General features: G+C 66.1%; 25 protein-coding genes. 4 read left to right on the top strand and 21 right to left on the bottom strand.

Annotation, left to right across the window (positions count from 1 at the left end; translation table 11 throughout):
- Nucleotides 1-75 precede the first annotated feature (75 nt).
- From tuf to FHY50_RS01000, 7 genes are all read right to left on the bottom strand, one after another.
- Nucleotides 76-1266, bottom strand: coding sequence for an elongation factor Tu (gene tuf / locus FHY50_RS01030; protein WP_140046558.1), 1191 nt, complete (start codon nt 1264-1266; stop codon nt 76-78).
- Nucleotides 1267-1373: 107 nt separating this feature from the next.
- Complete coding sequence (fusA, locus tag FHY50_RS01025) at nt 1374-3470, bottom strand: elongation factor G (protein ID WP_140046557.1); 2097 nt, start codon at nt 3468-3470, stop codon at nt 1374-1376.
- Nucleotides 3471-3664: 194 nt separating this feature from the next.
- Nucleotides 3665-4135, bottom strand: a complete 471-nt coding sequence (gene rpsG, locus FHY50_RS01020; RefSeq protein ID WP_140046556.1) for a 30S ribosomal protein S7 — start codon at nt 4133-4135, stop codon at nt 3665-3667.
- A 45-nt stretch (nt 4136-4180) separates the two neighbouring features.
- Nucleotides 4181-4552 carry a 30S ribosomal protein S12 gene (gene rpsL / locus FHY50_RS01015; protein WP_140046555.1) on the bottom strand — a complete coding sequence of 124 codons (372 nt, stop codon included), beginning with the start codon at nt 4550-4552 and terminating at the stop codon, nt 4181-4183.
- A 291-nt stretch (nt 4553-4843) separates the two neighbouring features.
- Entirely contained in the window at nt 4844-5383 is a 540-nt protein-coding gene (locus FHY50_RS01010; RefSeq protein WP_243846662.1) for a YciE/YciF ferroxidase family protein, read from the bottom strand.
- A 167-nt stretch (nt 5384-5550) separates the two neighbouring features.
- Entirely contained in the window at nt 5551-5802 is a 252-nt protein-coding gene (locus FHY50_RS01005) for a hypothetical protein (protein ID WP_140046554.1), read from the bottom strand.
- 42 nt (nt 5803-5844) lie between these two features.
- Entirely contained in the window at nt 5845-6273 is a 429-nt protein-coding gene (locus tag FHY50_RS01000; RefSeq protein ID WP_140046553.1) for an MAPEG family protein, read from the bottom strand.
- 74 nt (nt 6274-6347) lie between these two features.
- Here FHY50_RS01000 and FHY50_RS00995 point away from each other — a divergent pair, with 74 nt between their 5' ends.
- Nucleotides 6348-6800, top strand: coding sequence for a GFA family protein (locus FHY50_RS00995; protein ID WP_140046552.1), 453 nt, complete (start codon nt 6348-6350; stop codon nt 6798-6800).
- Here FHY50_RS00995 and FHY50_RS00990 read toward each other — a convergent pair.
- The 8 genes from FHY50_RS00990 to FHY50_RS00955 are packed head-to-tail and all read right to left on the bottom strand — an operon-like array spanning nt 6787 to nt 12524.
- The gene (locus tag FHY50_RS00990; protein ID WP_140046551.1) at nt 6787-7518 is read right to left on the bottom strand and encodes a sulfotransferase-like domain-containing protein; all 732 of its coding nucleotides are present in this window, start codon (nt 7516-7518) and stop codon (nt 6787-6789) included. The two genes, FHY50_RS00995 and FHY50_RS00990, sit on opposite strands and share 14 nt — an antisense overlap.
- On the bottom strand, nt 7515-8450 hold the full coding sequence (locus tag FHY50_RS00985) for an aminotransferase class IV (RefSeq protein ID WP_140046550.1): 936 nt from the start codon (nt 8448-8450) through the stop codon (nt 7515-7517). Before FHY50_RS00985 ends, FHY50_RS00990 begins: the two co-directional genes overlap by 4 nt.
- Nucleotides 8451-8460: 10 nt before the next feature.
- Nucleotides 8461-9861 carry a dihydrolipoyl dehydrogenase gene (gene lpdA, locus FHY50_RS00980; protein ID WP_140046549.1) on the bottom strand — a complete coding sequence of 467 codons (1401 nt, stop codon included), beginning with the start codon at nt 9859-9861 and terminating at the stop codon, nt 8461-8463.
- The gene (locus FHY50_RS00975) at nt 9854-10282 is read right to left on the bottom strand and encodes a PIN domain-containing protein (RefSeq protein ID WP_140046548.1); all 429 of its coding nucleotides are present in this window, start codon (nt 10280-10282) and stop codon (nt 9854-9856) included. Before FHY50_RS00975 ends, lpdA begins: the two co-directional genes overlap by 8 nt.
- On the bottom strand, nt 10283-10540 hold the full coding sequence (locus tag FHY50_RS00970; RefSeq protein WP_140046547.1) for a hypothetical protein: 258 nt from the start codon (nt 10538-10540) through the stop codon (nt 10283-10285).
- Nucleotides 10541-10578: 38 nt separating this feature from the next.
- Nucleotides 10579-10998: an acyl-CoA thioesterase gene (locus FHY50_RS00965; protein ID WP_140046546.1), complete on the bottom strand. Its 420-nt coding sequence runs from the start codon at nt 10996-10998 to the stop codon at nt 10579-10581.
- The gene (locus FHY50_RS00960) at nt 10988-11200 is read right to left on the bottom strand and encodes a hypothetical protein (RefSeq protein WP_140046545.1); all 213 of its coding nucleotides are present in this window, start codon (nt 11198-11200) and stop codon (nt 10988-10990) included. The genes FHY50_RS00965 and FHY50_RS00960 overlap by 11 nt, the downstream gene beginning before the upstream one ends.
- 10 nt (nt 11201-11210) lie before the next feature.
- Nucleotides 11211-12524, bottom strand: a complete 1314-nt coding sequence (locus tag FHY50_RS00955; protein ID WP_140046544.1) for a pyruvate dehydrogenase complex dihydrolipoamide acetyltransferase — start codon at nt 12522-12524, stop codon at nt 11211-11213.
- 244 nt (nt 12525-12768) lie between these two features.
- Between FHY50_RS00955 and FHY50_RS00950 the strand changes: the two genes are divergently transcribed.
- Together FHY50_RS00950 and FHY50_RS00945 are read left to right on the top strand one after the other, a co-directional pair.
- Nucleotides 12769-13224: a universal stress protein gene (locus FHY50_RS00950; protein WP_140046543.1), complete on the top strand. Its 456-nt coding sequence runs from the start codon at nt 12769-12771 to the stop codon at nt 13222-13224.
- A 103-nt stretch (nt 13225-13327) separates the two neighbouring features.
- Entirely contained in the window at nt 13328-14608 is a 1281-nt protein-coding gene (locus FHY50_RS00945; protein ID WP_140046542.1) for a M28 family peptidase, read from the top strand.
- Between the two features lie 3 nt (nt 14609-14611).
- On the opposite strand, the gene FHY50_RS00940 is transcribed toward FHY50_RS00945, so the two are convergent.
- The 4 genes from FHY50_RS00940 to FHY50_RS00925 form a co-directional block, all read right to left on the bottom strand.
- Nucleotides 14612-15409: a hypothetical protein gene (locus FHY50_RS00940; RefSeq protein WP_140046541.1), complete on the bottom strand. Its 798-nt coding sequence runs from the start codon at nt 15407-15409 to the stop codon at nt 14612-14614.
- 121 nt (nt 15410-15530) lie between these two features.
- Nucleotides 15531-16016, bottom strand: a complete 486-nt coding sequence (locus tag FHY50_RS00935) for a GAF domain-containing protein (RefSeq protein WP_140046540.1) — start codon at nt 16014-16016, stop codon at nt 15531-15533.
- A gap of 84 nt (nt 16017-16100) precedes the next feature.
- Nucleotides 16101-16526: an alternative ribosome rescue aminoacyl-tRNA hydrolase ArfB gene (gene arfB, locus FHY50_RS00930; RefSeq protein ID WP_140046539.1), complete on the bottom strand. Its 426-nt coding sequence runs from the start codon at nt 16524-16526 to the stop codon at nt 16101-16103.
- Nucleotides 16527-16568: 42 nt separating this feature from the next.
- Nucleotides 16569-17219, bottom strand: a complete 651-nt coding sequence (locus tag FHY50_RS00925) for an RluA family pseudouridine synthase (protein ID WP_140046538.1) — start codon at nt 17217-17219, stop codon at nt 16569-16571.
- 10 nt (nt 17220-17229) lie between these two features.
- Here FHY50_RS00925 and FHY50_RS14320 point away from each other — a divergent pair, with 10 nt between their 5' ends.
- The gene (locus FHY50_RS14320) at nt 17230-18069 is read left to right on the top strand and encodes a M15 family metallopeptidase (protein WP_244935269.1); all 840 of its coding nucleotides are present in this window, start codon (nt 17230-17232) and stop codon (nt 18067-18069) included.
- A gap of 21 nt (nt 18070-18090) precedes the next feature.
- On the opposite strand, the gene FHY50_RS00910 is transcribed toward FHY50_RS14320, so the two are convergent.
- Both FHY50_RS00910 and FHY50_RS00905 read right to left on the bottom strand, forming a co-directional pair.
- Nucleotides 18091-19497 carry a carboxylesterase/lipase family protein gene (locus FHY50_RS00910; RefSeq protein WP_140046535.1) on the bottom strand — a complete coding sequence of 469 codons (1407 nt, stop codon included), beginning with the start codon at nt 19495-19497 and terminating at the stop codon, nt 18091-18093.
- A gap of 133 nt (nt 19498-19630) precedes the next feature.
- Nucleotides 19631-20263: a glutathione S-transferase family protein gene (locus FHY50_RS00905; protein ID WP_140046534.1), complete on the bottom strand. Its 633-nt coding sequence runs from the start codon at nt 20261-20263 to the stop codon at nt 19631-19633.
- Nucleotides 20264-20315 lie beyond the last annotated feature (52 nt).

Below are 20315 nucleotides of genomic sequence, written 5' to 3'. Positions count from 1 at the left end.
ACACGAAAAAGCCCGGCCTCCCCTGGGGGAAGCCGGGCCTTGTCGATCACAATGCCCCCGAATGGGGCAGTGCGATTACTTGTCGATGCCGCTCACCACGCCGGCGCCGACGGTGCGGCCGCCTTCGCGGATCGTGAAGCGCTGGCCAACGTCCATTGCGATCGGTGCGATCAGCTTGATGCCGAGCGCGACATTGTCGCCGGGCATGACCATCTCGGTGCCCTCGGGCAGTTCGATCGTGCCAGTGACGTCGGTCGTGCGGAAGTAGAACTGCGGACGATAATTGGCGAAGAATGGCGTGTGGCGACCACCCTCGTCCTTCGACAGCACATACACTTCCGACTTGAAGTCGGTATGCGGCGTGATCGAACCCGGCTTGGCCAGAACCTGGCCGCGCTCGACGTCCTCACGGCCGACGCCGCGCAGCAGCGCGCCGATATTGTCGCCGGCCTGGCCCTGGTCGAGCAGCTTGCGGAACATCTCGACGCCGGTGACGACCGACTTGCGGGTGTTGGTGATGCCGACGATCTCGACTTCCTCACCAACCTTGACCACGCCGGTCTCGACGCGGCCGGTGACGACGGTGCCGCGACCCGAGATCGAGAACACGTCCTCGATCGGCATCATGAACGGCTTGTCGAGCGGGCGCTCGGGCTCGGGGATCGACTCGTCGACGGCTGCCATCAGCGCCAGCACAGCTTCCTGGCCCAGCTTGGCATCCGAACCCGACAGAGCGGCCGTAGCCGAACCGCGGATGATCGGGATGTTGTCGCCGTCGAACTCGCGCTTCGACAGTTCCTCGCGGATCTCCATCTCGACCAGCTCGAGGATTTCCTCGTCGTCGACCAGGTCGACCTTGTTGAGGAACACGACCATCGTCGGCACGCCGACCTGCTTGGCGAGCAGGATGTGCTCCTTGGTCTGCGGCATCGGGCCGTCGGTCGCCGACACGACCAGGATCGCGCCGTCCATCTGCGCGGCACCGGTGATCATGTTCTTCACATAATCGGCGTGGCCCGGGCAATCGACATGCGCATAGTGGCGGTTGGCGGTCTCGTACTCGACGTGCGCGGTCGAGATGGTGATGCCGCGCTCGCGCTCTTCGGGAGCCTTGTCGATGTTGGCGAAGTCGACGGCGGTGCCGCCCGACGTTTCCGCCAGAACCTTGGTGATCGCTGCGGTCAGCGAGGTCTTGCCATGGTCGACGTGACCGATGGTGCCGATGTTGAGATGCGGCTTGTTCCGCTCGAATTTTGCCTTGGCCATTGTTTCCTACCTTCTGATTCGAATTCGCCTGCCGCTAAGCGGGACCGCGCGAACGCGGCCCCATAACGACTGTTTGCTGGTTACGCCAGCCCAAGCGCCACGGCGCGTTAGGCCAATTTCGCCTTCACTTCGTCGGCGACGTTGGCGGGGACTTCGTCATAGTGCGAGAACTGCATCGAATATTGCGCGCGTCCCTGCGTGAACGAACGCAGCTGGTTCACATATCCGAACATGTTCGCCAGCGGGACCATCGCCTCGACCACCTGGGCGTTGCCCCGGCTGTCGGTGCCCTGGATCTGTCCGCGCCGCGAGTTCATGTCGCCGATGACGTCGCCCAGATAATCCTCCGGAGTGACGACCTCGACCTTCATGATCGGCTCGAGCAGCTTGATGCCCGCCTTCTGCGCCGCTTCGCGCATCGCGCCGCGCGCACAGATTTCGAACGCCAGCGCGCTGGAGTCGACGTCATGATACGCGCCGTCGGTCAGGTGGACCTCGAAATCGATGATCGGAAAGCCGATCAGCGATCCGGTTTCCGCCGTCTCGCGCATGCCCTTCTCGACCGAGGGGATATATTCCTTGGGAATATTGCCGCCCTTGACCTCGTCGAAGAACTGGAAGCCCGACCCGCGCTCGCCCGGAACGACGGTCAGCTTGACGCGTCCGAACTGGCCCGACCCACCCGACTGCTTCTTGTGGGTATAGTCGATATCGACCTTCTTGCCGAGATACTCGCGATAGGCGACCTGCGGCGCGCCGACATTGGCCTCGACCTTGAACTCGCGCTTCATGCGATCGACCAGAATCTCGAGATGGAGCTCGCCCATGCCCTTGATGATGGTCTGGCCGCTTTCGGCATCCGACGACACGCGGAACGACGGATCCTCGCGCGCCAGGCGATTGAGCGCGACGCCCATCTTCTCCTGGTCGGCCTTGGTCTTAGGTTCGACCGACAGCTCGATGACGGGGTCCGGGAACTCCATCCGCTCGAGGATGATCGGAGCATTCGCCGCGCACAGCGTGTCACCGGTCGTCGTGTCCTTGAGCCCCGCCAGCGCGACGATGTCGCCTGCGAACGCTTCCTGGATGTCCTCGCGGCTGTTCGCATGCATCAACAGCATGCGGCCGACCTTTTCCTTTTTGTCCTTCACCGAATTGGTTACGACCGAAGCGGCCTCGAGCTTGCCCGAATAGATGCGCGCGAAGGTCAGCGTGCCGACGAACGGATCGTTCATGATCTTGAACGCCAGCGCCGAGAACGGTGCATCGTCCGACGACGGACGCTCGTCCGGCGTCACGCCGTCGAGCTTCACGCCCTTGATCGCGGGAACGTCGAGCGGGCTCGGCAGGAAATCGACAACCGCGTCGAGCAGCGGCTGGACGCCCTTGTTCTTGAACGCCGAACCGCACACGATGGGCACGAACGCCATCGACAGCGTGCCCTTGCGGATCAGCTTCTTGAGGTCGGCGACCGAAGGCTCGTTGCCCTCCAGATACGCTTCCATCAGGTCGTCGTCCTGCTCGACGGCCATCTCGATCAGGTCGCTGCGATACTTGGCGGCCTTTTCCACCATGTCCTCGGGGATGTCCTGATATTCGAACTTCGCGCCCAGGCTCTCCTCGAGCCAGATGATCGCGCGGTTCTCGACCAGGTCGACCAGACCCTTGAACCCGCCCTCGATGCCGATCGGCAGATACAGGACCGCCGGACGCGCGCCCAGCCGCTCGATGATCGAATCGACGCAGTAATAGAAATCGGCACCGGTGCGATCGAGCTTGTTGACGAAGCACATGCGCGGCACGCCGTACTTGTCGGCCTGGCGCCACACCGTCTCCGACTGCGGCTCGACCCCGGCGACACCGTCGAAGCATGCGACCGCGCCGTCGAGCACGCGCAGCGAACGCTCGACTTCGATGGTGAAGTCGACGTGCCCGGGCGTGTCGATGATGTTGATCAGATGCTCTTCGCCCTTGCCCTCTTGCGCGCGCCACTTGCACGTCGTCGCAGCCGACGTGATCGTGATCCCGCGCTCCTGCTCCTGCTCCATCCAGTCCATCGTCGCGGTGCCTTCATGCACTTCGCCGATCTTGTAGGACTTGCCGGTGTAATAGAGGATGCGCTCGGTCGTCGTCGTCTTGCCGGCGTCGATATGCGCCATGATGCCGATATTGCGATAGCGCTCGAGCGGATGGCTGCGGGCCATGGTCGTACTCCTGGTGCCGCGGTGCGGCGGGCTGAAACAGATTGCGAGGGGACTGGCCCTCTCCCGTTCGCCCTGAGCTTGTCGAAGGGCCGTACTGCCTTCAGTCGTCCAGACGCGGACGGTGCTTCGACAAGCTCAGCACGAACGGGGTATGCGGGGGCGGCAGGGCACGAACCCTGCCCGCCCCATATAGGTTACCAGCGGTAGTGCGAAAAGGCCCGGTTGGCCTCGGCCATGCGGTGCGCGTCTTCGCGCTTCTTGACCGCATTGCCGCGATTGTTCGACGCGTCGAGCAGTTCGCCCGACAGCCGCGCCGACATCGTGTTCTCGCTGCGGTTGCGCGCCGATGCGATCAGCCAGCGGATCGCCAGCGCCTGCGCTCGCTCGGGCCGCACCTCGACCGGAACCTGATAGGTCGCACCGCCGACGCGGCGGCTGCGGACCTCGATGCCCGGCTTGATGTTGTTGAGCGCGTCGTGGAAGATCCCGATCGGGTCTTTCTTGGCGCGCGTCTCGACCGTTTCCAGCGCGGAATAGACGATGCCCTCGGCAACCGCCTTCTTGCCGTCCAGCATGACGCTGTTCATGAACTTCGAAAGCACCAGATCACCATATTTGGGATCCGGCAGGATGACCCGCTTTTCGGGACGACGACGACGTGACATGTTCGTTTCCTCTTAACTTCAGCCAGATGACCCATTCGGGCCGGCTTACTTCGGACGCTTGGCGCCGTACTTCGAGCGGGACTGCTTGCGATCCTTGACACCCTGGGTATCGAGGACGCCGCGCAGCACATGGTAGCGCACACCGGGAAGATCGCGAACGCGGCCACCGCGGATCAGCACGACGCTGTGCTCCTGCAGGTTGTGGCCTTCGCCCGGGATGTACGAAATGACTTCGCGCTGGTTGGTCAGGCGAACCTTGGCCACCTTGCGCAGAGCCGAGTTCGGCTTCTTCGGAGTCGTCGTATAGACGCGCGTGCAAACGCCGCGCTTCTGCGGGTTTGCGTCCATCGCAGGGACCTTGCTCTTGGCCTTCTGCGGGTCGCGGCCCTTGCGGACCAACTGGTTGATCGTCGGCATGAAGCCCTTCACCTTTTGAGTTACCGGCCACTTGCCGGCGGTTACTTTGTCGGAGCCACTTTGAAAAATACAGCAAGGCCGGGGCGGTCAATCGACCCCCCGGGCCTTCGTCTCCAACAACGTTCAGCTCTGCCCCGCGACCACGGGCCACCCGCCGAAAGAATCGGCAAGCGTCCGATGCGGGACGGACGCGCCTTTAACAATGGGGGCACAGGTGGTCAATGGGGGCGGGGTGGAGGCCGCCGCGGCAGCGACCGGCGCAGGCGTCCTGCCCGCGCCGGTGCTTAAGGTCTATGCCGTAACGGCCTCGGCCGCCCGGTTGACGCGGCTCTCGGCCATCGTTGTCAGCTTTTCGTCGGTCGCGCGCTCTTCTTCAAGCGTCTCGGCCAGCAGGCTCGCGACATCGCCGCGCCCGAGTTGCTTGGCCCAGGCGACCAGGGTGCCGTACCGGGTGATCTCGTAATGCTCGACGGCCTGCGCCGATGCGATCAACCCCGCGTCGAGCACCGACTTGTCGGCGATGTCGCCCGCCAGTTCATTGGCTTCCTTGATGATGCCGTCGATCGCCGGACAGGTCACGGCCTTGGGTGAAAGATCGAGCATCTGGAAGGCGCGTTCCAGCCGTGCGATCTGGCCTTCGGTTTCGCGCAGATGCGTCTCGAAGCCCCCCTTGAGTTCGGGGGCCGTGGCCTTCTCGATCATCTTCGGCAGCGCCTTGGTGATCTGGTTCTCGGCATAATAGATGTCCTGAAGCGTATGAACGAACAGGTCGTCGAGCGTCTCGATATCCTTGGTGAAAAGGCCCATGATCGCGTCTCCCGTTGGTGTCATGCGGCGCGCGCCATTGCGCCGGCCGCGACCCCACAAGCGCATGCTCGGGCGGGATGTTCCGATTATTTCTCCGATGTTTAGCGCTCCCGTCGCGAGGAATGAACGCTTGATCCACTCCGCCGGACGGGCCGTCGGCGCAACATCGCGATTGGATCGGCAGCCGCTCGCTATTGCGCGTTGACTGGGGCCGGTTCGGCTCCGGTCGTGTTCCAGTCGCCGCTGGCCATCGCGTCCGACACCTGTTCGCGCGTCATAGTGCTATTAGCCGGTGGGCTGGGCATGGCACCCGCCGCCGGCGCTGCATCCGGCAGCGGTTCGGTCAGCACCACATCGTTGGTGACGGGGGCATCAGCCTCGTCGCCGCACGCGCCGAGCAGGGCGGCAAGCGGCAGGATCAGGGCGGCGGTGCGAATGGTCATGGCAACTTACTCCTGTCGGATGCGCGGACAACCAACGATGCCTCAACCGGTTGCGCGCGCCATGTCGATCGCGAAGCCGATCCACATCGCCGCCAGTACCGCACATGACGCGAGATACGCCATGAAGCGCGGCCGGACCTGTTTGGCGGCGATATGCGCATAGCTGTGAACCGCGCGCAGCGCGACATACGCCCATGCGAGCGTCACCTGGACATGCCCGGCATGCGAGGTCACGAGCAACAGCGGCACCAGCGCGAAATACAGCACCGGCATCTCGAACAGATTGGCCAGGTTGTTGGCCGGCATCTCGACCGGCCGGAAATAGCGCAGTGCCGCTCCGCCGCTCGCGAAATCCTCGGCCGTGGGGGGATGGCGCCGCATATGCCCGATGCGCTGGACGAACAGCGTGAACCACACCGCGAAGATCAGGGCGACCAGCGCCAATGTCGGCCACAGGATCGGCAACACCATCGAACTTCCTTCCGATTCTTGGTAAGCGCCGACGATGCCGGGTCGCTGACGATCCGTCGAGCTAGGAGCATTGCATGGCCGAACCCGTCCAGCCTACCGAGGGAAGCTGCCGCTGCGGCGCGGTCGCCTTCCGTGTGACCGCCGCGCCGATGCTGACGATGGCATGTCACTGCACCGGCTGTCAGAAAATGACCGGCAGCGCGTTCTCGACCAGCGTCGCCATCCCGACCGACGGCTTCGAAGTCGTCGCGGGTGAGACGGTGCGCGGCGGGCTCGGCACCGGCGATCTGCACCACCATCACTGCGATGCCTGCAAGAGCTGGCTGTTCACGACCTTTGCCAGCGACATGGGGTTCATCAACGTCCGCGCTACCTTACTCGACGATGCTGCGGCTTTCGTGCCGTTCGTCGAAACCTTCGTTGCCGAGAAACTTCCCTGGGCCGACACCCCCGCACCCCACAAGTTCGACGCGTTTCCGCCGATCGAAGCAATGGGGCCGATCGTTCAGGAATTCAGCGCGCGGTGATCCGGTGCGCTGCCATCGCCGCATAGTCGTCGGCGCACGCATCCGCCACCGCTGCATAATCGCCTTCCAGCCGCGGCAACGGCCCAGGCGGGCGGCCGAAACCGGTGGAACGGTTGACCTGGTCGTACCAGTGCCTGCCCCATACGCCGTCCTCGGGATGCGGTCCCTCGCGCCACCTCAGCATCGCCGGGTCCCAGGGGATCGCCAGTGCGTCGCACAGCACGCGCAGCAGCGCTGCCGGATCGGCGAGGATATCGTCGCTATCGACCACCGGCGGGGCGCGGCCGATCCGATCCGCCTCGCGCTCGAAATAGCGGCGCATCTGCGCAAAGCCGAGCAGTTCGGGCCTTCGCAGCTCGTTCTTGGCGCGATAGCTCGCCACGAAACGCTGCGGCGCGCGGATCAGGAAGGCATGGCGATGCGCCGGCATGTCGGCGATCGTCACCGGGCCGATCATGTGATGCGGCATGTGCTTTTGATACCAGATCGGCCGATCGCCCGGCGCATCGCCAGACTGTGTCGCAAGCACGGTTCGCCAGTCGCAGTCCATGCTGGCGATGGTTTCGGCGGCGAGCGGGTGCGGCTCGCCGCTTGCCTTGAGGAAACAGCCGTAAAAGGGCTCGTCGCTCACCGCGCAGTCCGCCCGGCTCGAAAAACTGCGCATCAGCGCGGTCGACAGGTTGCGCGGCCCCGACCACATCGCGATGCGAACCGTCATGGCCTCACGGCGCTCGCCACGTCCGCCTCGATCCGCGCGCGGTACAGCGCCTGCAACCGCGCCACCATCGCCCCGCGCTCGGTCCCCAGCACCCGCCCGTCGACCACGCCCACCGGCGCGACGCCCGCAAACGTGCCCGTCGTGAACGCCTCGTCCGCGCCATAGACATCGGACAGCGAGAAATTGCGCTCGAACACCGGGATCCCCGCTTCGCGCGCGACCTCGATCACGATCCGCCGGGTGATCCCGTCAAGGCAGTAGTCCCCGCTCGAGGTCCACACCTCGCCACCGCGCACGATGAAGAAATGCGTCGAGTTGCACGTCGCCACGAACCCGTGCGGGTCGAGCATCAGCGCCTCGTCGGCCCCCGCCTGCGCCGCCTGGATGCACGCGGTGATGCAGTTGAGCTTGGAATGCGAATTGAGCTTGGGGTCCTGCACATCCGGATAGCCCCTTCGGACATGCACGGTGAACAGGTTCAGCATCCGCGTCGCGGTTTCGGGCGCGGGCGTCTTCCATTCGGGGATGATGACGATCGTCGCAGGCGAGATCACGACGCGCGGGTCCTGGTACGGGGTCGATCGAACCCCGCGCGTCACCATCAGCCGGATATGCACGCCCTCGCCGTCCATGGCATTGGCATCGAGCGCCGCATACAGCCGTCGCGTCAGTGCGGCGCGGTCGATGCCGATATCCATCAGGATCGCCTTGGCCCCGGCATAGAGCCGGTCGAGGTGCCGGTCGAGAAACGCGATCCGCCCGCGATGGACACGCAAGCCCTCCCACACCCCGTCGCCGAGCATGAAGCCTGAATCGAACACCGACACCATCGCCTGCGGTCGCGGCAGCAGCGCCCCGTCGACGTCGATCAGCACCGCATCGTTGCGCGGATCGGGGGTGAAGACGTGCGTGCCGGTGGCGTGGTCGGTCATGCTGGTTCCGCTAGATATGCAGCGCCTTGCCATAGGCCGCGAGCACGCTCTCGTGCATCATCTCGGACAGCGTCGGATGCGGGAACACCGTCTCCATCAACTCCGCCTCGGTAGTCTCGAGCGTCTTGCCCACAGTATAGCCCTGGATCAGCTCGGTGACTTCCGCGCCGACCATGTGCGCGCCCAGCAATTCACCGGTCTTGGCGTCGAACACCGTCTTGATGAAGCCTTCCGCCTCGCCCAGCGCGATCGCCTTGCCGTTGCCGATGAAGGGGAAGGTCCCGACCTTCAGCTCGTACCCGGCTTCCTTGGCCTTGGCCTCGGTCAGCCCGACGCTGGCGACCTGCGGATGGCAATAGGTGCAGCCCGGAATATTGAGCGGGTCCATCGCGTGCGGATGGTTGCCCGCGATCGCCTCGACCGCGATCACGCCTTCGTGGCTCGCCTTGTGCGCCAGCCAGGGCGGCGCGGTGATGTCGCCGATCGCCCATAGCCCCTCGACATTGGTGCGGCACATCGCGTCGGTCTTGAGGAAGCCGCGATCGTCCATTTGGACGCCCATTTCCTTCAGCCCGATATCGGCGGTGTTCGGCACGATGCCGATCGCGACGATGACGTGGCTGAACTCCTTCGTCTCCTCCTTCCCCGCCTTGTCCTTGATCTTCGCCGTCACGCCGCTGCCACCCGGCTTGACGTCGCTGACGCCCGCGCCGGTCAGGATCGTCATGCCCTGCTTCTTCAGGGATTTTTCGAGGAACGCTGACACATCGGCATCCTCGACCGGCACGATCCGATCCATCATCTCGACCACGGTCACCTCGGCGCCCATGTCGTTGTAGAAGCTGGCGAATTCGATCCCGATCGCGCCCGATCCGATGACGAGCAGCTTGGTCGGCATTTCGGGCGGCACCATCGCGTGGCGATAGGTCCAGATGCGCTTGCCGTCGGCCGGCGTGCCCGGAAGGTCACGCGCCCGCGCGCCGGTCGCGACGATGATGTTCCTGGCCGACAGATCGGTTTTCTTGCCGTCCTTGTCGGTCACCGACAGCGTGCCTTTTCCGGTCAGCCTGCCCTCGCCCATATGCACGGCGATCTTGTTCTTCTTCATCAGGTGGGTGACGCCCTGGTTGAGCTGCTTCGACACACCGCGCGAGCGCTTGACCACCGCGTCGAGGTCGGCGCTGATCCCGTCGGCCTTGAGCCCGTAATCCTTGGCATGCTGCATATAATGGAGGATCTCCGCCGAGCGCAGCAGCGCCTTCGTCGGAATGCACCCCCAGTTGAGGCAGATGCCGCCGAGCAATTCGCGCTCGACGATCGCGGTCTTCATCCCCAGCTGCGCCGCGCGGATCGCCGCGACATAGCCGCCGGGGCCACTGCCCAGCACGATGAGGTCGTAGGTGTCAGGCATTTGTCGCTCCGTCATCGAAATTGGTCGGCGTCGCTGCTGAACGCCGGATATTGCGCGTGGCCCAAACCGCAACCCCGGTTCCGAAGAAATCGCGGTCGCGGCTCCAGATGTCCGCCTCAAAGGCGAGCGCGGTTGCCAGCACCGGCCAGTCGCTCTGGCCCCCGGCGTCCAACCGATCCCGCGCTTCGCGTTCGAGATGCACGAATGCGAAGGGGTCGATCGGCGCGATCAGTTCGAGCAGCGTATCGACGTGCACCGCCGCTTCGGCACCGCGCTTCCTCGCGACATTACGCTTGGCCTCGGCGATCATCGGCGTCGGCACCATCAGCACGGTCTCTAGCGCGATGTCGAGCACCAGCGGCAGCGATCGACCAAGGATCGCGCTGACCATGACATTGGCATCGACGACCAGGTTCCGCACTCAGGCACGCGCGTCCAGCGGCTCACCCCAGGGGTCGAGGCCTAGCGCAGCGAGCTCTGCCTCAAGATCGACGCCTGTGGCCTTCATATCTTCCTGCCAGCGACGGATGGACTCCGCCGCCGCGCGCATCTTGTCGGCATCGCGAACGCGGGGCGTGAAAGTTCCGATGATGCGCCCGTGATTGGTGATGTCGACGACTTCCCCGCCGCGCGCAATCTCGCTCAACCGCTCGCGAAATTCCTTGATCCCGATCTTCACGCTCGCCGCTCCGAAAATGTCACCGGATGGTACATATTCTACGGAGCTACGTCTAGAACTGGGTTCTCGAGCCGTCCAATCACCCGCGGCCGCTTGTCCTCGTCGATCGCGACGAACACGAACCGCGCCTGCGTCACCCGGCATTGCTCCTCCTGGTGCCGGTCGCGCCGCCACGCCTCGACCTGGATCGTCATCGACGTGCGACCGACCTTGACCAGATCGGCATAGACCGACACCTCGTCGCCGACCGCGACCGGCGCGTGGAACTGCATCCCGTCCATCGCGATCGTTACCGCGCGGCCCTTAGAATAGCGTGCCGCGACCAGCCCTGCGGCCATGTCCATCTGGCTCATCAGCCAGCCGCCGAAGATATCGCCATAGGCATTGGCGTCGGCGGGCATCGTCGTCACCCGGATCGCCGGCTGGCCGGTCGGCGGGCTCGCCGCTTCAGCCGTCATCGCGCACGCCCCGCTCTTCTACCGCGCGGCGTACCGGCGGGATCGACAGCAGCACGATCGCCACCATCGCCGCATAGCCGACCCACCAGATTTCGCGCTGCCCCTGCGGATACGCCCACGCCGCCGCTCCCGTGATCATCGCGGCCGCGAGCAGCCCGGCCAGCGTATGCAGTATCTGGATCAGGACACGCGCGATCGCCATTGCCGCTCGCTCAGGCGATGAAGCCCAAGGGGCTCTCGACGAGTTCCTTGAACAGCTTCATCAACTGCGCGCCGTCGGCGCCGTCGATCGCGCGGTGGTCGAAGCTGCCGGTCGCCGACATGACGGTCGCGACGCCCAGCGCGTCGTCGACGATATAGGGGCGCTTTTCGCCCGCACCGACGGCCAGGATCATGCCCTGCGGTGGGTTGATGACCGCGTCGAACTGCTTGATGCCGAACATCCCCATGTTCGAGATCGACGCGGTGCCGCCCTGATATTCCTCGGGCTTGAGCTTGCCCTCCTTGGCACGCCCGGCCAGGTCCTTCATCTGGGTCGAGATCTTCGACAGGCTGATATTGGCGGCGTCGCGGATGATCGGAGTGATCAGCCCGGTCGGCGTCGATACCGCCACCGACACGTCGGCGCGGTGATATGTCACCAGCTCGTTGCCCAGGAAGGTGACGTTGCACTTCGGCGTCGCTTCCAGCGCAACGCCCAGCGCCTTGATCAGCAAATCGTTGACCGACAGCTTGACGCCGCGGCTCTCGAGCCCCTTGTTGAGTTCGCCGCGCAGCTTCAGCAGCGCATCTAGGCGGATATCGACCGTCAGATAGATATGCGGGATCGTCTGCTTCGCCTCGGTCAGGCGGCGCGCGATCGTCTTGCGGATGTTCGACAGCTTTTCGACGCTGTGCGGAATGCTCTCGTCATACCACACCGCCTTGGCCTCGCCCGTCGCGGCCGGTGCCGGTGCGGCCGCCGGTGCCTGCTTGGCGGATTCGGCAGGCTTGGCGGCCGGTGCCGCGCCCGCTTTCGCGCCCTCTAGATCGGCTTTCACGATCCGTCCGTTCGGTCCCGAACCCGACAGCGCCGACAGCTCGATCCCCTTCTCCGCCGCCAGCCGCCGCGCCAGCGGGCTTGCCTTGACCCGATCGCCAGCCGCCGCCCCGTCCGGCTTTGCCGCGGGCGTTTCCTTCTCGGCCTCGACTTCATCCTTGCGCGCCGCGTCCGCGTCGCTCTTGTCCGCCCGCGCAGCCGGCTTGGCCTCGCCAGTGGGCGCCTCGACCGCCGAAGCGTCTTCGCCTTCCTCGGCGATCACCGCGATCACTGCGCCGACCTTCACATTGTCGGTGCCCTCGGGCACGACGATCTTCGCGACGACGCCCTCGTCGATCGCCTCGAACTCCATCGTCGCCTTGTCGGTCTCGATCTCCGCCAGCAGATCGCCCGACTTGACGCTGTCGCCCTCCTTCACCAGCCATTTGGCGAGCGTGCCCTCCTCCATCGTCGGGGAAAGCGCGGGCATTTTGAGTTCGATCGACATGGGTGGGCGGGGTCCTGTCGTTGGGTTCCGGTTCGAACGCCCTCTTTGCCGTACCGTCGGATCGGGTCAAGGGCGCGGTCTTGCGCAAAGCGTCGCTTCGGGCCACCTAACGCGTGGTCGCGCCAAACGGCACCGGCCCGCTCCCCCACCCGGCCGCCCATCTGGGATATTCTGCGTGGGCGGCCGGGTGGGGGGAGCGGGCCGGTGCCGGCTTGACTAGCTGAGACGGGGGAGATTGAGGATCATGCGCACCTATCTGGTCGTCATCGACGAAAGTCCGGAAAGCGAGATCGCCTTGCGCTTCGCCGCACGCCGCGCGGTCAAGACCGGCGGCAGCGTCGAAATCCTCGCGCTCATCCCCACGCCCGACTTCGTGCAATGGGGCGGCGTGATGGCGACGATCGAGGCCGAAGCGCACCAGCGCGCCGAAGCGCTGGTCACCGGCGCGGCCGGGACATTGCTCGAGGAATCGGGGCTGAAACCCTCGATCACCGTGCTCAAAGGCGACGGCCCCAAGATCATCCGCGAGATGATCCGCGACAATCCCGAAATCGCCGCGCTGGTGCTCGGCGCCGCCGCAACCGGCGCGCCAGGCGCGCTGGTCAGCCATTTCGCCGGTGCCGATGCCGGCGCGCTGACCGTGCCGCTGATGATCATCCCCGGCAGCCTCGATTCCGAAGCGATCGATCGGCTGAGCTGATCTCGAGGGATACCGGCGGTTCACCCCCCAGGCCATTCGCCGCCCCCGACGCCGTTCGCTGGTAGCCCTTGCCCTGACCTCCCTTCAGCGCCACCCTGGCCGCATGCGCCTCCTCGTCCCGCTCGCCCTGTTCGCAACCCCCGCGGCCGCACAGGACGCTCCCGACTCCGCCCGGCTGCGCGCGGACGTCGAGACGCTGGTGGATTTCGGCACCCGTCACACCGCGTCGAGCACTACCGATCCGAACCGCGGCATCGGTGCTGCGCGGCGCTGGGCGGCCGAGCGCCTCGGCCAGATCGGCGAGGCATGTGGCGAGTGCATCACCGTCGCCAATGTCGCGCGCACCTTCACCGGCCCGCGTGCGCCCGGCGGGGTCGAGGTCGTCGACGTGCTTGGCTTCCAGGGCGGCACGGATCCCGGACGTGTCGTCATCGTCGCGGCGCATATCGACAGCATCAACGGCGACGTCATGGATGCCGCGGGCGATGCACCCGGCGCCAACGACAATGGCTCGGGCACCGCGCTGGTGCTCGAGGCTGCGCGCATCCTGTCGCGCGAGCGCTTCGACGCGACGATCGTCTACGCGCTTTTGTCGGGCGAGGAGCAGGGGCTGTGGGGCGGCACGCTGCTCGCGGACATCGCTGCCGAGCGCGGCTGGACCGTGTCGGCGGTGCTGAACAACGACATCGTCGGCAACAGTATCGGCGGCAATGGCGCCGTCCGCGCCGACACCGTGCGCATCTTTTCCGAAGGCATCCGTAGCGCCGAGGACAGCGACGCCGCCCGCGCGCGCCGCGCCATCGGCGGCGAAGACGATGGCCCCTCGCGCGCGCTGGCCAAGGCGATCGACGGGCTCGCCGACGAAACCGGCGGCCTCGATGCCTTCCTCGTGCGCCGCCCCGATCGCTTCGGCCGCGGCGGCGACCATGAACCGTTTCTGGCGCGCGGCTATCCCGCGGTCCGCTTCTCGGTTGCGGCCGAAAACTATCGCGGCCAGCACCAGAATGTCCGCAGCGAGGATGGCACCGCGTACGGCGACACCTCCGAAAAGATGGATTTCGCCTATCTCGCGAAGATCACCGCACTCAACGTCGCGGCGATACGCCGCTTCGCCAGCGCGCCCGCCGCACCTCGGACGGTCACGCTCGAGGGCGCGCTTGCCTACGATACCAGGGTGGCGTGGACCGAGGTCCCCGGCGCGGCGCGCTACCGTGTTCGCTGGCGCCGCGCCGATACGCAGGACTGGACCGACCAGCGCGACGTGACCGGCACGCAACTGACCTTGCCGATCGTCGTCGACGATCACTTCATCGGCGTATCGGCGCTTTCCGCCAGCGGCGCCGAGAGCATCGTCACGTTCGGGGAACGCGCCCCGCGCCGCTGACGCTCAGCAATTGCAGCCATTATTGACGACCACCGTCGTCGTAACCGCGGGCGGGAAATAATAGCCGTCCTCGATATATCCGTCGCCCGAATAGGTCGTCGTCGTGGTCACCTGGCCCGGCCCGGTATGCGTTACCGACGGCGGCGGCGCATAGCGCTCGCGATAGTCGCGCATATCTTCGGCATAGGCATAGCCATCGGCATAATAGCGATCGTAGGCGCCCGCATCGGCATAGCCATCATCATCGTAATAGCCGGGCGGGGGCGGTGGTGGCGGAGCGTCATGCCCGCGATGCCCACGCGGCGGTGGCGGCGCATAGCGTGCACCCGGCTCTCCGGCCATCATCTCCTCGCGCTCGCGGCGCAGGACCGGTGGCGGCGCGTCGCGATCGGCGCGCGCTTGCGGGGGTGGCGGCGGAGCGGCGGGCGGCGGAGGCGGAGGGCCGGCCTGCCGTACCGGGGGAGGCGGCGGTGCCGTCGGCGCGGCGCGTCCCTGCACAACTTCCTGCGGCGGCGCGAATGTCACGCGCGGGGCGGCATCCTGCATCGGCGCGGGCGGCGGCGGTGGCGGGTCGCGATAGACTACCCGGTCATCGTCCTCGCGATCGTCATAGACGCCGTCGTCATAGGTGCGCTCGGAATAATAGTCGTCGTCCTGCCACGTGACGCCGGGCCGCGTGTCGACGACATTGCCCTGCGGATCGACCGCCACCGCACTGCCGCTCTGCTGTGCCTGCGCCGTGCCGGACAGCGCAGCGAACGGGATCGCCATCGCGATCGCCGGGATCATCATGCCTCGCATCACATCACTCCTCGCGCCGATCCGCCGCATTCGGCAAACCGGAAATGGGTCATGCACGCAGTAACACACGAACGCCGCCGATCGCACCGCGGCAACGTCCCGACCCCTGTCCCGTTCCGGGTCAGCCGGCGATGCGCGGCGCCAGCAACGCCACCAGCGCCTCGCATCCCGCCGCGTCCTCGGCGTCGAAGCGTGCCGGAACGGGACTGTCGAGGTCGAGCACCCCGATCAGCCTCCCATGGGCGATGATCGGCACCACCAGCTCGGAACGGCTCGCCGCATCGCAGGCGATATGCCCCGGGAAGGCATGGACGTCCTCCACCAGTTGCGTCGCGCGGGTTGCCGCCGCCGCGCCGCACACGCCCTTGCCGATGGCGATGCGGATGCACGCCGCCTTGCCCTGAAACGGCCCGAGCACCAGCTCGCCGCCGATCAGCCGATAGAAACCCGCCCAGTTGAGCTGCGGCAGATATTCCCACAGCAGCGCAGCGGCGTTGGCCATGTTGGCGATCGCATCGGGCTCGTCCGCGGTCAGCGCGTCGAGCGCGGAATGGAGGTCGCGGTACAGCTCGGCCTTGCTGTCGGCGGCAACGGTGAAGTCGTACATCGTCGGGCTCCAGCAAAGTTCATTGGTTCGAGCGGAGTCGGGAACCCTTCCAGCCCGGCCTGCGCACATAGGCGGTCCGGCCGGCTAATCCAGATCCGGTCGCCCCCGCCCGGCCTTGATCTGCGAACGCCCCTTCTTGGCGTCCACCCGGCGCGCTTTCGCGGCCCGCGATGGCTTGGTCGGGCGTCGCTTCTTGGGCACGAACGTAGCTTCGCGGATCAGGTCGCACAGCCGCTCGCGCACCTCGCGCCGGTTGATCTCCTGCGACCGCGCGCCGTCGCTGCGCAGCACCAGCACCCCGTCCCTGGTCAGCCGCGACCCGGCGAGATCCGCCAGCCGCAGCTTGACCGCTTCTGGAAGATTGGGCGAGTTCGCCACGTCGAAGCGCAGCTGCACCGCGCTGTCGGTGGTGTTGACATGCTGCCCGCCCGGCCCCGACGCACGCGTGAAGCTTTCCTCGAGTTCGCCGCTGTCGATCGCGATCGAGCGGGTGATGTGGATCGCGGTCATGGCTCCGGCATCCGTCGAACCCGCAGGTCGAAGAGCCGTTCCTCAGCCATCGCCGAAGCCCGCAGCGACGAATCGCGCAGGCAGGTCCGACTGCGCGGTGATGTCGTCCTTGCCCGGCCGTACCACGCCCAGCTCGGCGGCGTGCAGCAGCATCATCGCGCCGCCTTTTCCGTATACCGGATCGCCGACGATCGGGATGCCCAGCCCCTCCGCGGCATGGACACGGATCTGATGCGTACGCCCGGTTTCGGGATAAAAAGCCACCTTGGCCCTGCCGTCATGCACCGCGATCAGCTTCCAGCGCGACCGCGCCGCCTTGCCGTTCGCATCGCCGACCATCCGCCATCCCGCCTCGCGCGTCGAAACCTTGGCCAGCGGCAAGTCGATCAGCCCGGCCGTCGCCTCCGGCACCCCGTCGAGCACCGCGACATAGCGCTTGCGCACCGCCCCCGATTCGAACGCCTGCTGGAACCGCTTGTGCGCCTTGGGGTTACGCGCCAGGAGCAGGCAGCCGCTGGTATCGCGGTCGAGCCGATGCACCGGCAGGGGAATGCGCTTGAAACCGAACGTCAATTCGCCAAGCATCGACGTGACGCTGGGGCTGCGGTCGCGCGGCTCGTCGACCGGCAGCCCCGCCGGCTTATCGATCACCAGCGCTTCGCCGTCGATGAACAGGACTCTGTCGGATAACATGGCCCGCGCTGTGCCACGCCCCGCACTGGCAGGCCAGTGCCGATCGCTGCTCGTGCTGGCAGGCCAGAGCGCATCACTGCCCGCATTGGCTTGCGCATCGCTGCTCGCGCTCGCCGCCTGCGCCACCGAACCGCCCGCTCCCCCCGCCCCGGCGCCCGCGCCACCCGCCCCCACGGCCGCCCCGCCGCCCGTCTATGTTCCGCCAATCGTCGCCCCGCGCCGCCTTGCCCTGTGCGAACGCGGCGTCGTCAACTCGGCTTCCGATGGTCGCCTGTTCAATCACCTGCCCTACACCCCGGTCAGCGACACCGCGCTCGTCTCCGCCCCGCCGCAGCTATCCCCCGACGGTTCGTGCAAGGTCCATCCGGCCATGCTCGCCGACCTGTCGCGCATGCTCGCCGCGGCGGGCAGCGATCCGCTGGTCGCGGGCCAGATCAGGGCAGTGTCGTGCCACCGCTCCTACCAGCTCCAGAACGCGACCTTCTGCGGCGGCATCAATGCCGACGAAAGCGGCAGCTTCGCCGAGCGCGCCTGGGCCTCCGCGCCGCCGGGCTATAGCGAGCACGCCACCGGCTATGTCGTCGATTTCGGCACCCGCAGCCCGAATGGCTGCCCCGATGCGGAGGCGTGCTTCGGCACCACTCCGGTCGGCAAATGGCTGTTCGCCAACGCCGCGAAATTCGGGTTCGAGCTGTCCTTTCCGGCGGGCAACGCCCAAAAGGTCAAGTGGGAACCGTGGCACTGGCGGTGGGTCGGCGCCACCGCGACCACCCCGGGCGCCGCCGCAGCCCGCGGCGTCTTCGCACAAGCACGCACGCGCTTCCCGGCAACCCCGCGCGTGGAGCAATAGGGCAGCGACGCCGCTGCCCCGTCATTCTCCAGCCACCGCACCAGCGTCCAGCTTGGCACCGAGCGGATCGGACTTTGCGACCGCATCGCCGCTCGACTCGAACTCCATGAGCCGGTCGTCGGCGCGATCGTAGCGCGGCCAGTGCGGCAGGCCGGAGCCGTTGGGATCGCCGGTCTTGGCAAAGTTGACCAGATACGCACTCACCGTCTTGGCCATCGCCAGGTCGCGCGGCGCTGTCCTGTCGCCGTACTTGATCGCCACGGTGTCGAAGAACCAGGGAATTTCGGATGCATGGTCTGCCCCCGTTTTCCCCAACGTCTCGGCGACGTAGGAAAAGCGATATTGATATGTCGGGGCGCCAGCCGCAGCGGTCGCTGCGGCCACTTGCCGGGCACCGGCGACCATATAGCCAGTCGCGCCGCCGATATCATTGTCCGTCGCGCCGACCATCATCGGAACCTTGGGGAAATCGCCCCCGGAATAGGCCTTGGCGACGTCGACGACGTTGATGCCATCGGCATAGGGGCTGGCAAAGGTGCGCGGTCCGCCTGACGGCGCGAACAATGCCGTCAGGTTCAGCCCGTCGGTGATCTGGTCGGCGGTCAGCGCGCGCAGCTTGTCCAGGGCCTGCGGATCGTCCGCCGCAATGCCGTGCTTCGCAGCGAAATCGATGCCGATCGTCTCCGCTGCGGATAGTCCGCTTGCCTCCGATCCCCGGCCGTCGCCACCCGACATCACGACCGCGCGATCGAACAGCCCCTCGGCCACGGGCGAAGTGACGATCGCGTTGACCGACATGCCGCCTGCGCTCTCTCCGGTCAGCGTTACGTTATCCGGGTCGCCGCCGAACGCGGCGATGTTGCGCTGCACCCATTTCAGCGCGGCCAACTGGTCCATGTGCCAATAATTGCCGAGCATTCCGTTGTCGGGATCGTCCTTGGTCAATGCCGGATGCGCAAAGGTGCCGAACCGGCCGACGCGATAGTTGGCGCTGACGAACATCACTCCCTGCCGTGCCAGGTTCGCCCCGGAATAGGTGGGCGGCGACGCTCCGCCGTTCACAAAGCCGCCGCCATAGATCCAGAATATCACCGGCAACTTGTCCGTTGCGCCGGCCGGCTTCCAGATATTGAGCACCAGGCAGTCCTCGGCCGGCGTAGTGCCGAGCGGTGCGGCGTCGCTGGGAAACGGCAACTGCATGCAGTCGTGCCCATAGTCGATGGCTGGCCGAACTCCACTCCACTTGGCCACGGGCTGCGGCGCACGCCAGCGCAGTTCACCGACCGGCGGGGCGGCAAATGGTATGCCCTTCCAGCTCGACACCCCTCCCTGGGTGCTACCAGAGACCCGGCCACTGTCGGTTGGCACCGTTTGCGCCATCGCCGGAAACGCCATGAAAACGAGCAGGGCAAGCGCCTTGTAAATCATTCGTTCCCCCCGGTGCCGCCCCTGGCGCGGCTGTCATTCGAACCGACGATTGGTCGGATCGTTGCTATCGATTACCGGCGATCCTGAAGCGTCGGCGTGGGCGCCGGACACTGGCCAACTGCCGCCGATCGCCTTATGCCCCCGCCCCCTGCATCTCCGCGATCAGCGCGTCGTCGATCGCCTTGGCCCGCTGATACGCCTCACGCGCCTTCACCCGCGCGACATAAGCTTCGAACGACGGCAATTTGGGAAGCGTGCCGAAGCCGACCCCCCACACGATTTGCGCCCCGGCATAGACATCCGCCGCGGTGAAGCGATCGCCCGCGAAATACTCGTGCGACGAAAGCCATCCGTCGAGCAACTCGACCACCGTGTCATATTGCCCGTACCCGACCATCATCTGCTGCTTCTCGGTCGGTGCGATCTCGAGCGAGCGATTGGTCACGGCATGCTCGACCGGTCCGGCGGCAAAGAACATCCAGCGATAATAGTCCGCCCGGTCCGCCACATCGGGAGCGAGCCCCGCATCCGGGAACGCATCCGCCAGATAGGCGCAGATCGCCGCGCCCTCGGTAACGATGCGCTCGCCATGTTTGATCGCGGGCACCTTGCCCATCGGGTTGATCGCCCTGTACGCCTCCCCCTTCATCGTCGTGCCATAGTCGAGGATTTGCGTCGTATAGTCGGCACCGACCTCCTCGATCATCCAGCGTGCGATCTGTCCGCGCGACATCGGGTTGGTATACAGGATCAGCGTATCGGCCATGGTCGTCCTCCCGAGTCGGTCAGGAACATATAAAGAACATCTGTAATCCTGT

The sequence above is a fragment of the Sphingomonas japonica genome, from assembly GCF_006346325.1.
Classification (GTDB): domain Bacteria; phylum Pseudomonadota; class Alphaproteobacteria; order Sphingomonadales; family Sphingomonadaceae; genus Sphingomonas; species Sphingomonas japonica.
Note: the sequence above shows the minus strand (reverse complement) of the source record. Positions and strands in the feature narration are given on the sequence as shown.

Coding starts and splice junctions, on each gene's coding strand:
- FHY50_RS00950 (WP_140046543.1), top strand. CDS start 12,769: ATGCGCACCTATCTGGTCGTCATCGACGAAAGTCCGGAAAGCGAGATC.
- FHY50_RS00925 (WP_140046538.1), bottom strand. CDS start 17,219: ATGTTATCCGACAGAGTCCTGTTCATCGACGGCGAAGCGCTGGTGATC.
- lpdA (WP_140046549.1), bottom strand. CDS start 9,861: ATGCCTGACACCTACGACCTCATCGTGCTGGGCAGTGGCCCCGGCGGC.
- FHY50_RS00940 (WP_140046541.1), bottom strand. CDS start 15,409: ATGCGAGGCATGATGATCCCGGCGATCGCGATGGCGATCCCGTTCGCT.
- FHY50_RS00955 (WP_140046544.1), bottom strand. CDS start 12,524: ATGTCGATCGAACTCAAAATGCCCGCGCTTTCCCCGACGATGGAGGAG.
- FHY50_RS00995 (WP_140046552.1), top strand. CDS start 6,348: ATGGCCGAACCCGTCCAGCCTACCGAGGGAAGCTGCCGCTGCGGCGCG.
- rpsG (WP_140046556.1), bottom strand. CDS start 4,135: ATGTCACGTCGTCGTCGTCCCGAAAAGCGGGTCATCCTGCCGGATCCC.
- FHY50_RS00905 (WP_140046534.1), bottom strand. CDS start 20,263: ATGGCCGATACGCTGATCCTGTATACCAACCCGATGTCGCGCGGACAG.
- FHY50_RS00945 (WP_140046542.1), top strand. CDS start 13,328: ATGCGCCTCCTCGTCCCGCTCGCCCTGTTCGCAACCCCCGCGGCCGCA.
- tuf (WP_140046558.1), bottom strand. CDS start 1,266: ATGGCCAAGGCAAAATTCGAGCGGAACAAGCCGCATCTCAACATCGGC.
- FHY50_RS00965 (WP_140046546.1), bottom strand. CDS start 10,998: ATGACGGCTGAAGCGGCGAGCCCGCCGACCGGCCAGCCGGCGATCCGG.
- FHY50_RS00935 (WP_140046540.1), bottom strand. CDS start 16,016: ATGTACGACTTCACCGTTGCCGCCGACAGCAAGGCCGAGCTGTACCGC.
- FHY50_RS00960 (WP_140046545.1), bottom strand. CDS start 11,200: ATGGCGATCGCGCGTGTCCTGATCCAGATACTGCATACGCTGGCCGGG.
- FHY50_RS00910 (WP_140046535.1), bottom strand. CDS start 19,497: ATGATTTACAAGGCGCTTGCCCTGCTCGTTTTCATGGCGTTTCCGGCG.
- FHY50_RS00985 (WP_140046550.1), bottom strand. CDS start 8,450: ATGACCGACCACGCCACCGGCACGCACGTCTTCACCCCCGATCCGCGC.
- FHY50_RS01005 (WP_140046554.1), bottom strand. CDS start 5,802: ATGACCATTCGCACCGCCGCCCTGATCCTGCCGCTTGCCGCCCTGCTC.
- FHY50_RS01000 (WP_140046553.1), bottom strand. CDS start 6,273: ATGGTGTTGCCGATCCTGTGGCCGACATTGGCGCTGGTCGCCCTGATC.
- fusA (WP_140046557.1), bottom strand. CDS start 3,470: ATGGCCCGCAGCCATCCGCTCGAGCGCTATCGCAATATCGGCATCATG.
- arfB (WP_140046539.1), bottom strand. CDS start 16,526: ATGACCGCGATCCACATCACCCGCTCGATCGCGATCGACAGCGGCGAA.
- FHY50_RS00990 (WP_140046551.1), bottom strand. CDS start 7,518: ATGACGGTTCGCATCGCGATGTGGTCGGGGCCGCGCAACCTGTCGACC.
- rpsL (WP_140046555.1), bottom strand. CDS start 4,552: ATGCCGACGATCAACCAGTTGGTCCGCAAGGGCCGCGACCCGCAGAAG.
- FHY50_RS01010 (WP_243846662.1), bottom strand. CDS start 5,383: ATGACACCAACGGGAGACGCGATCATGGGCCTTTTCACCAAGGATATC.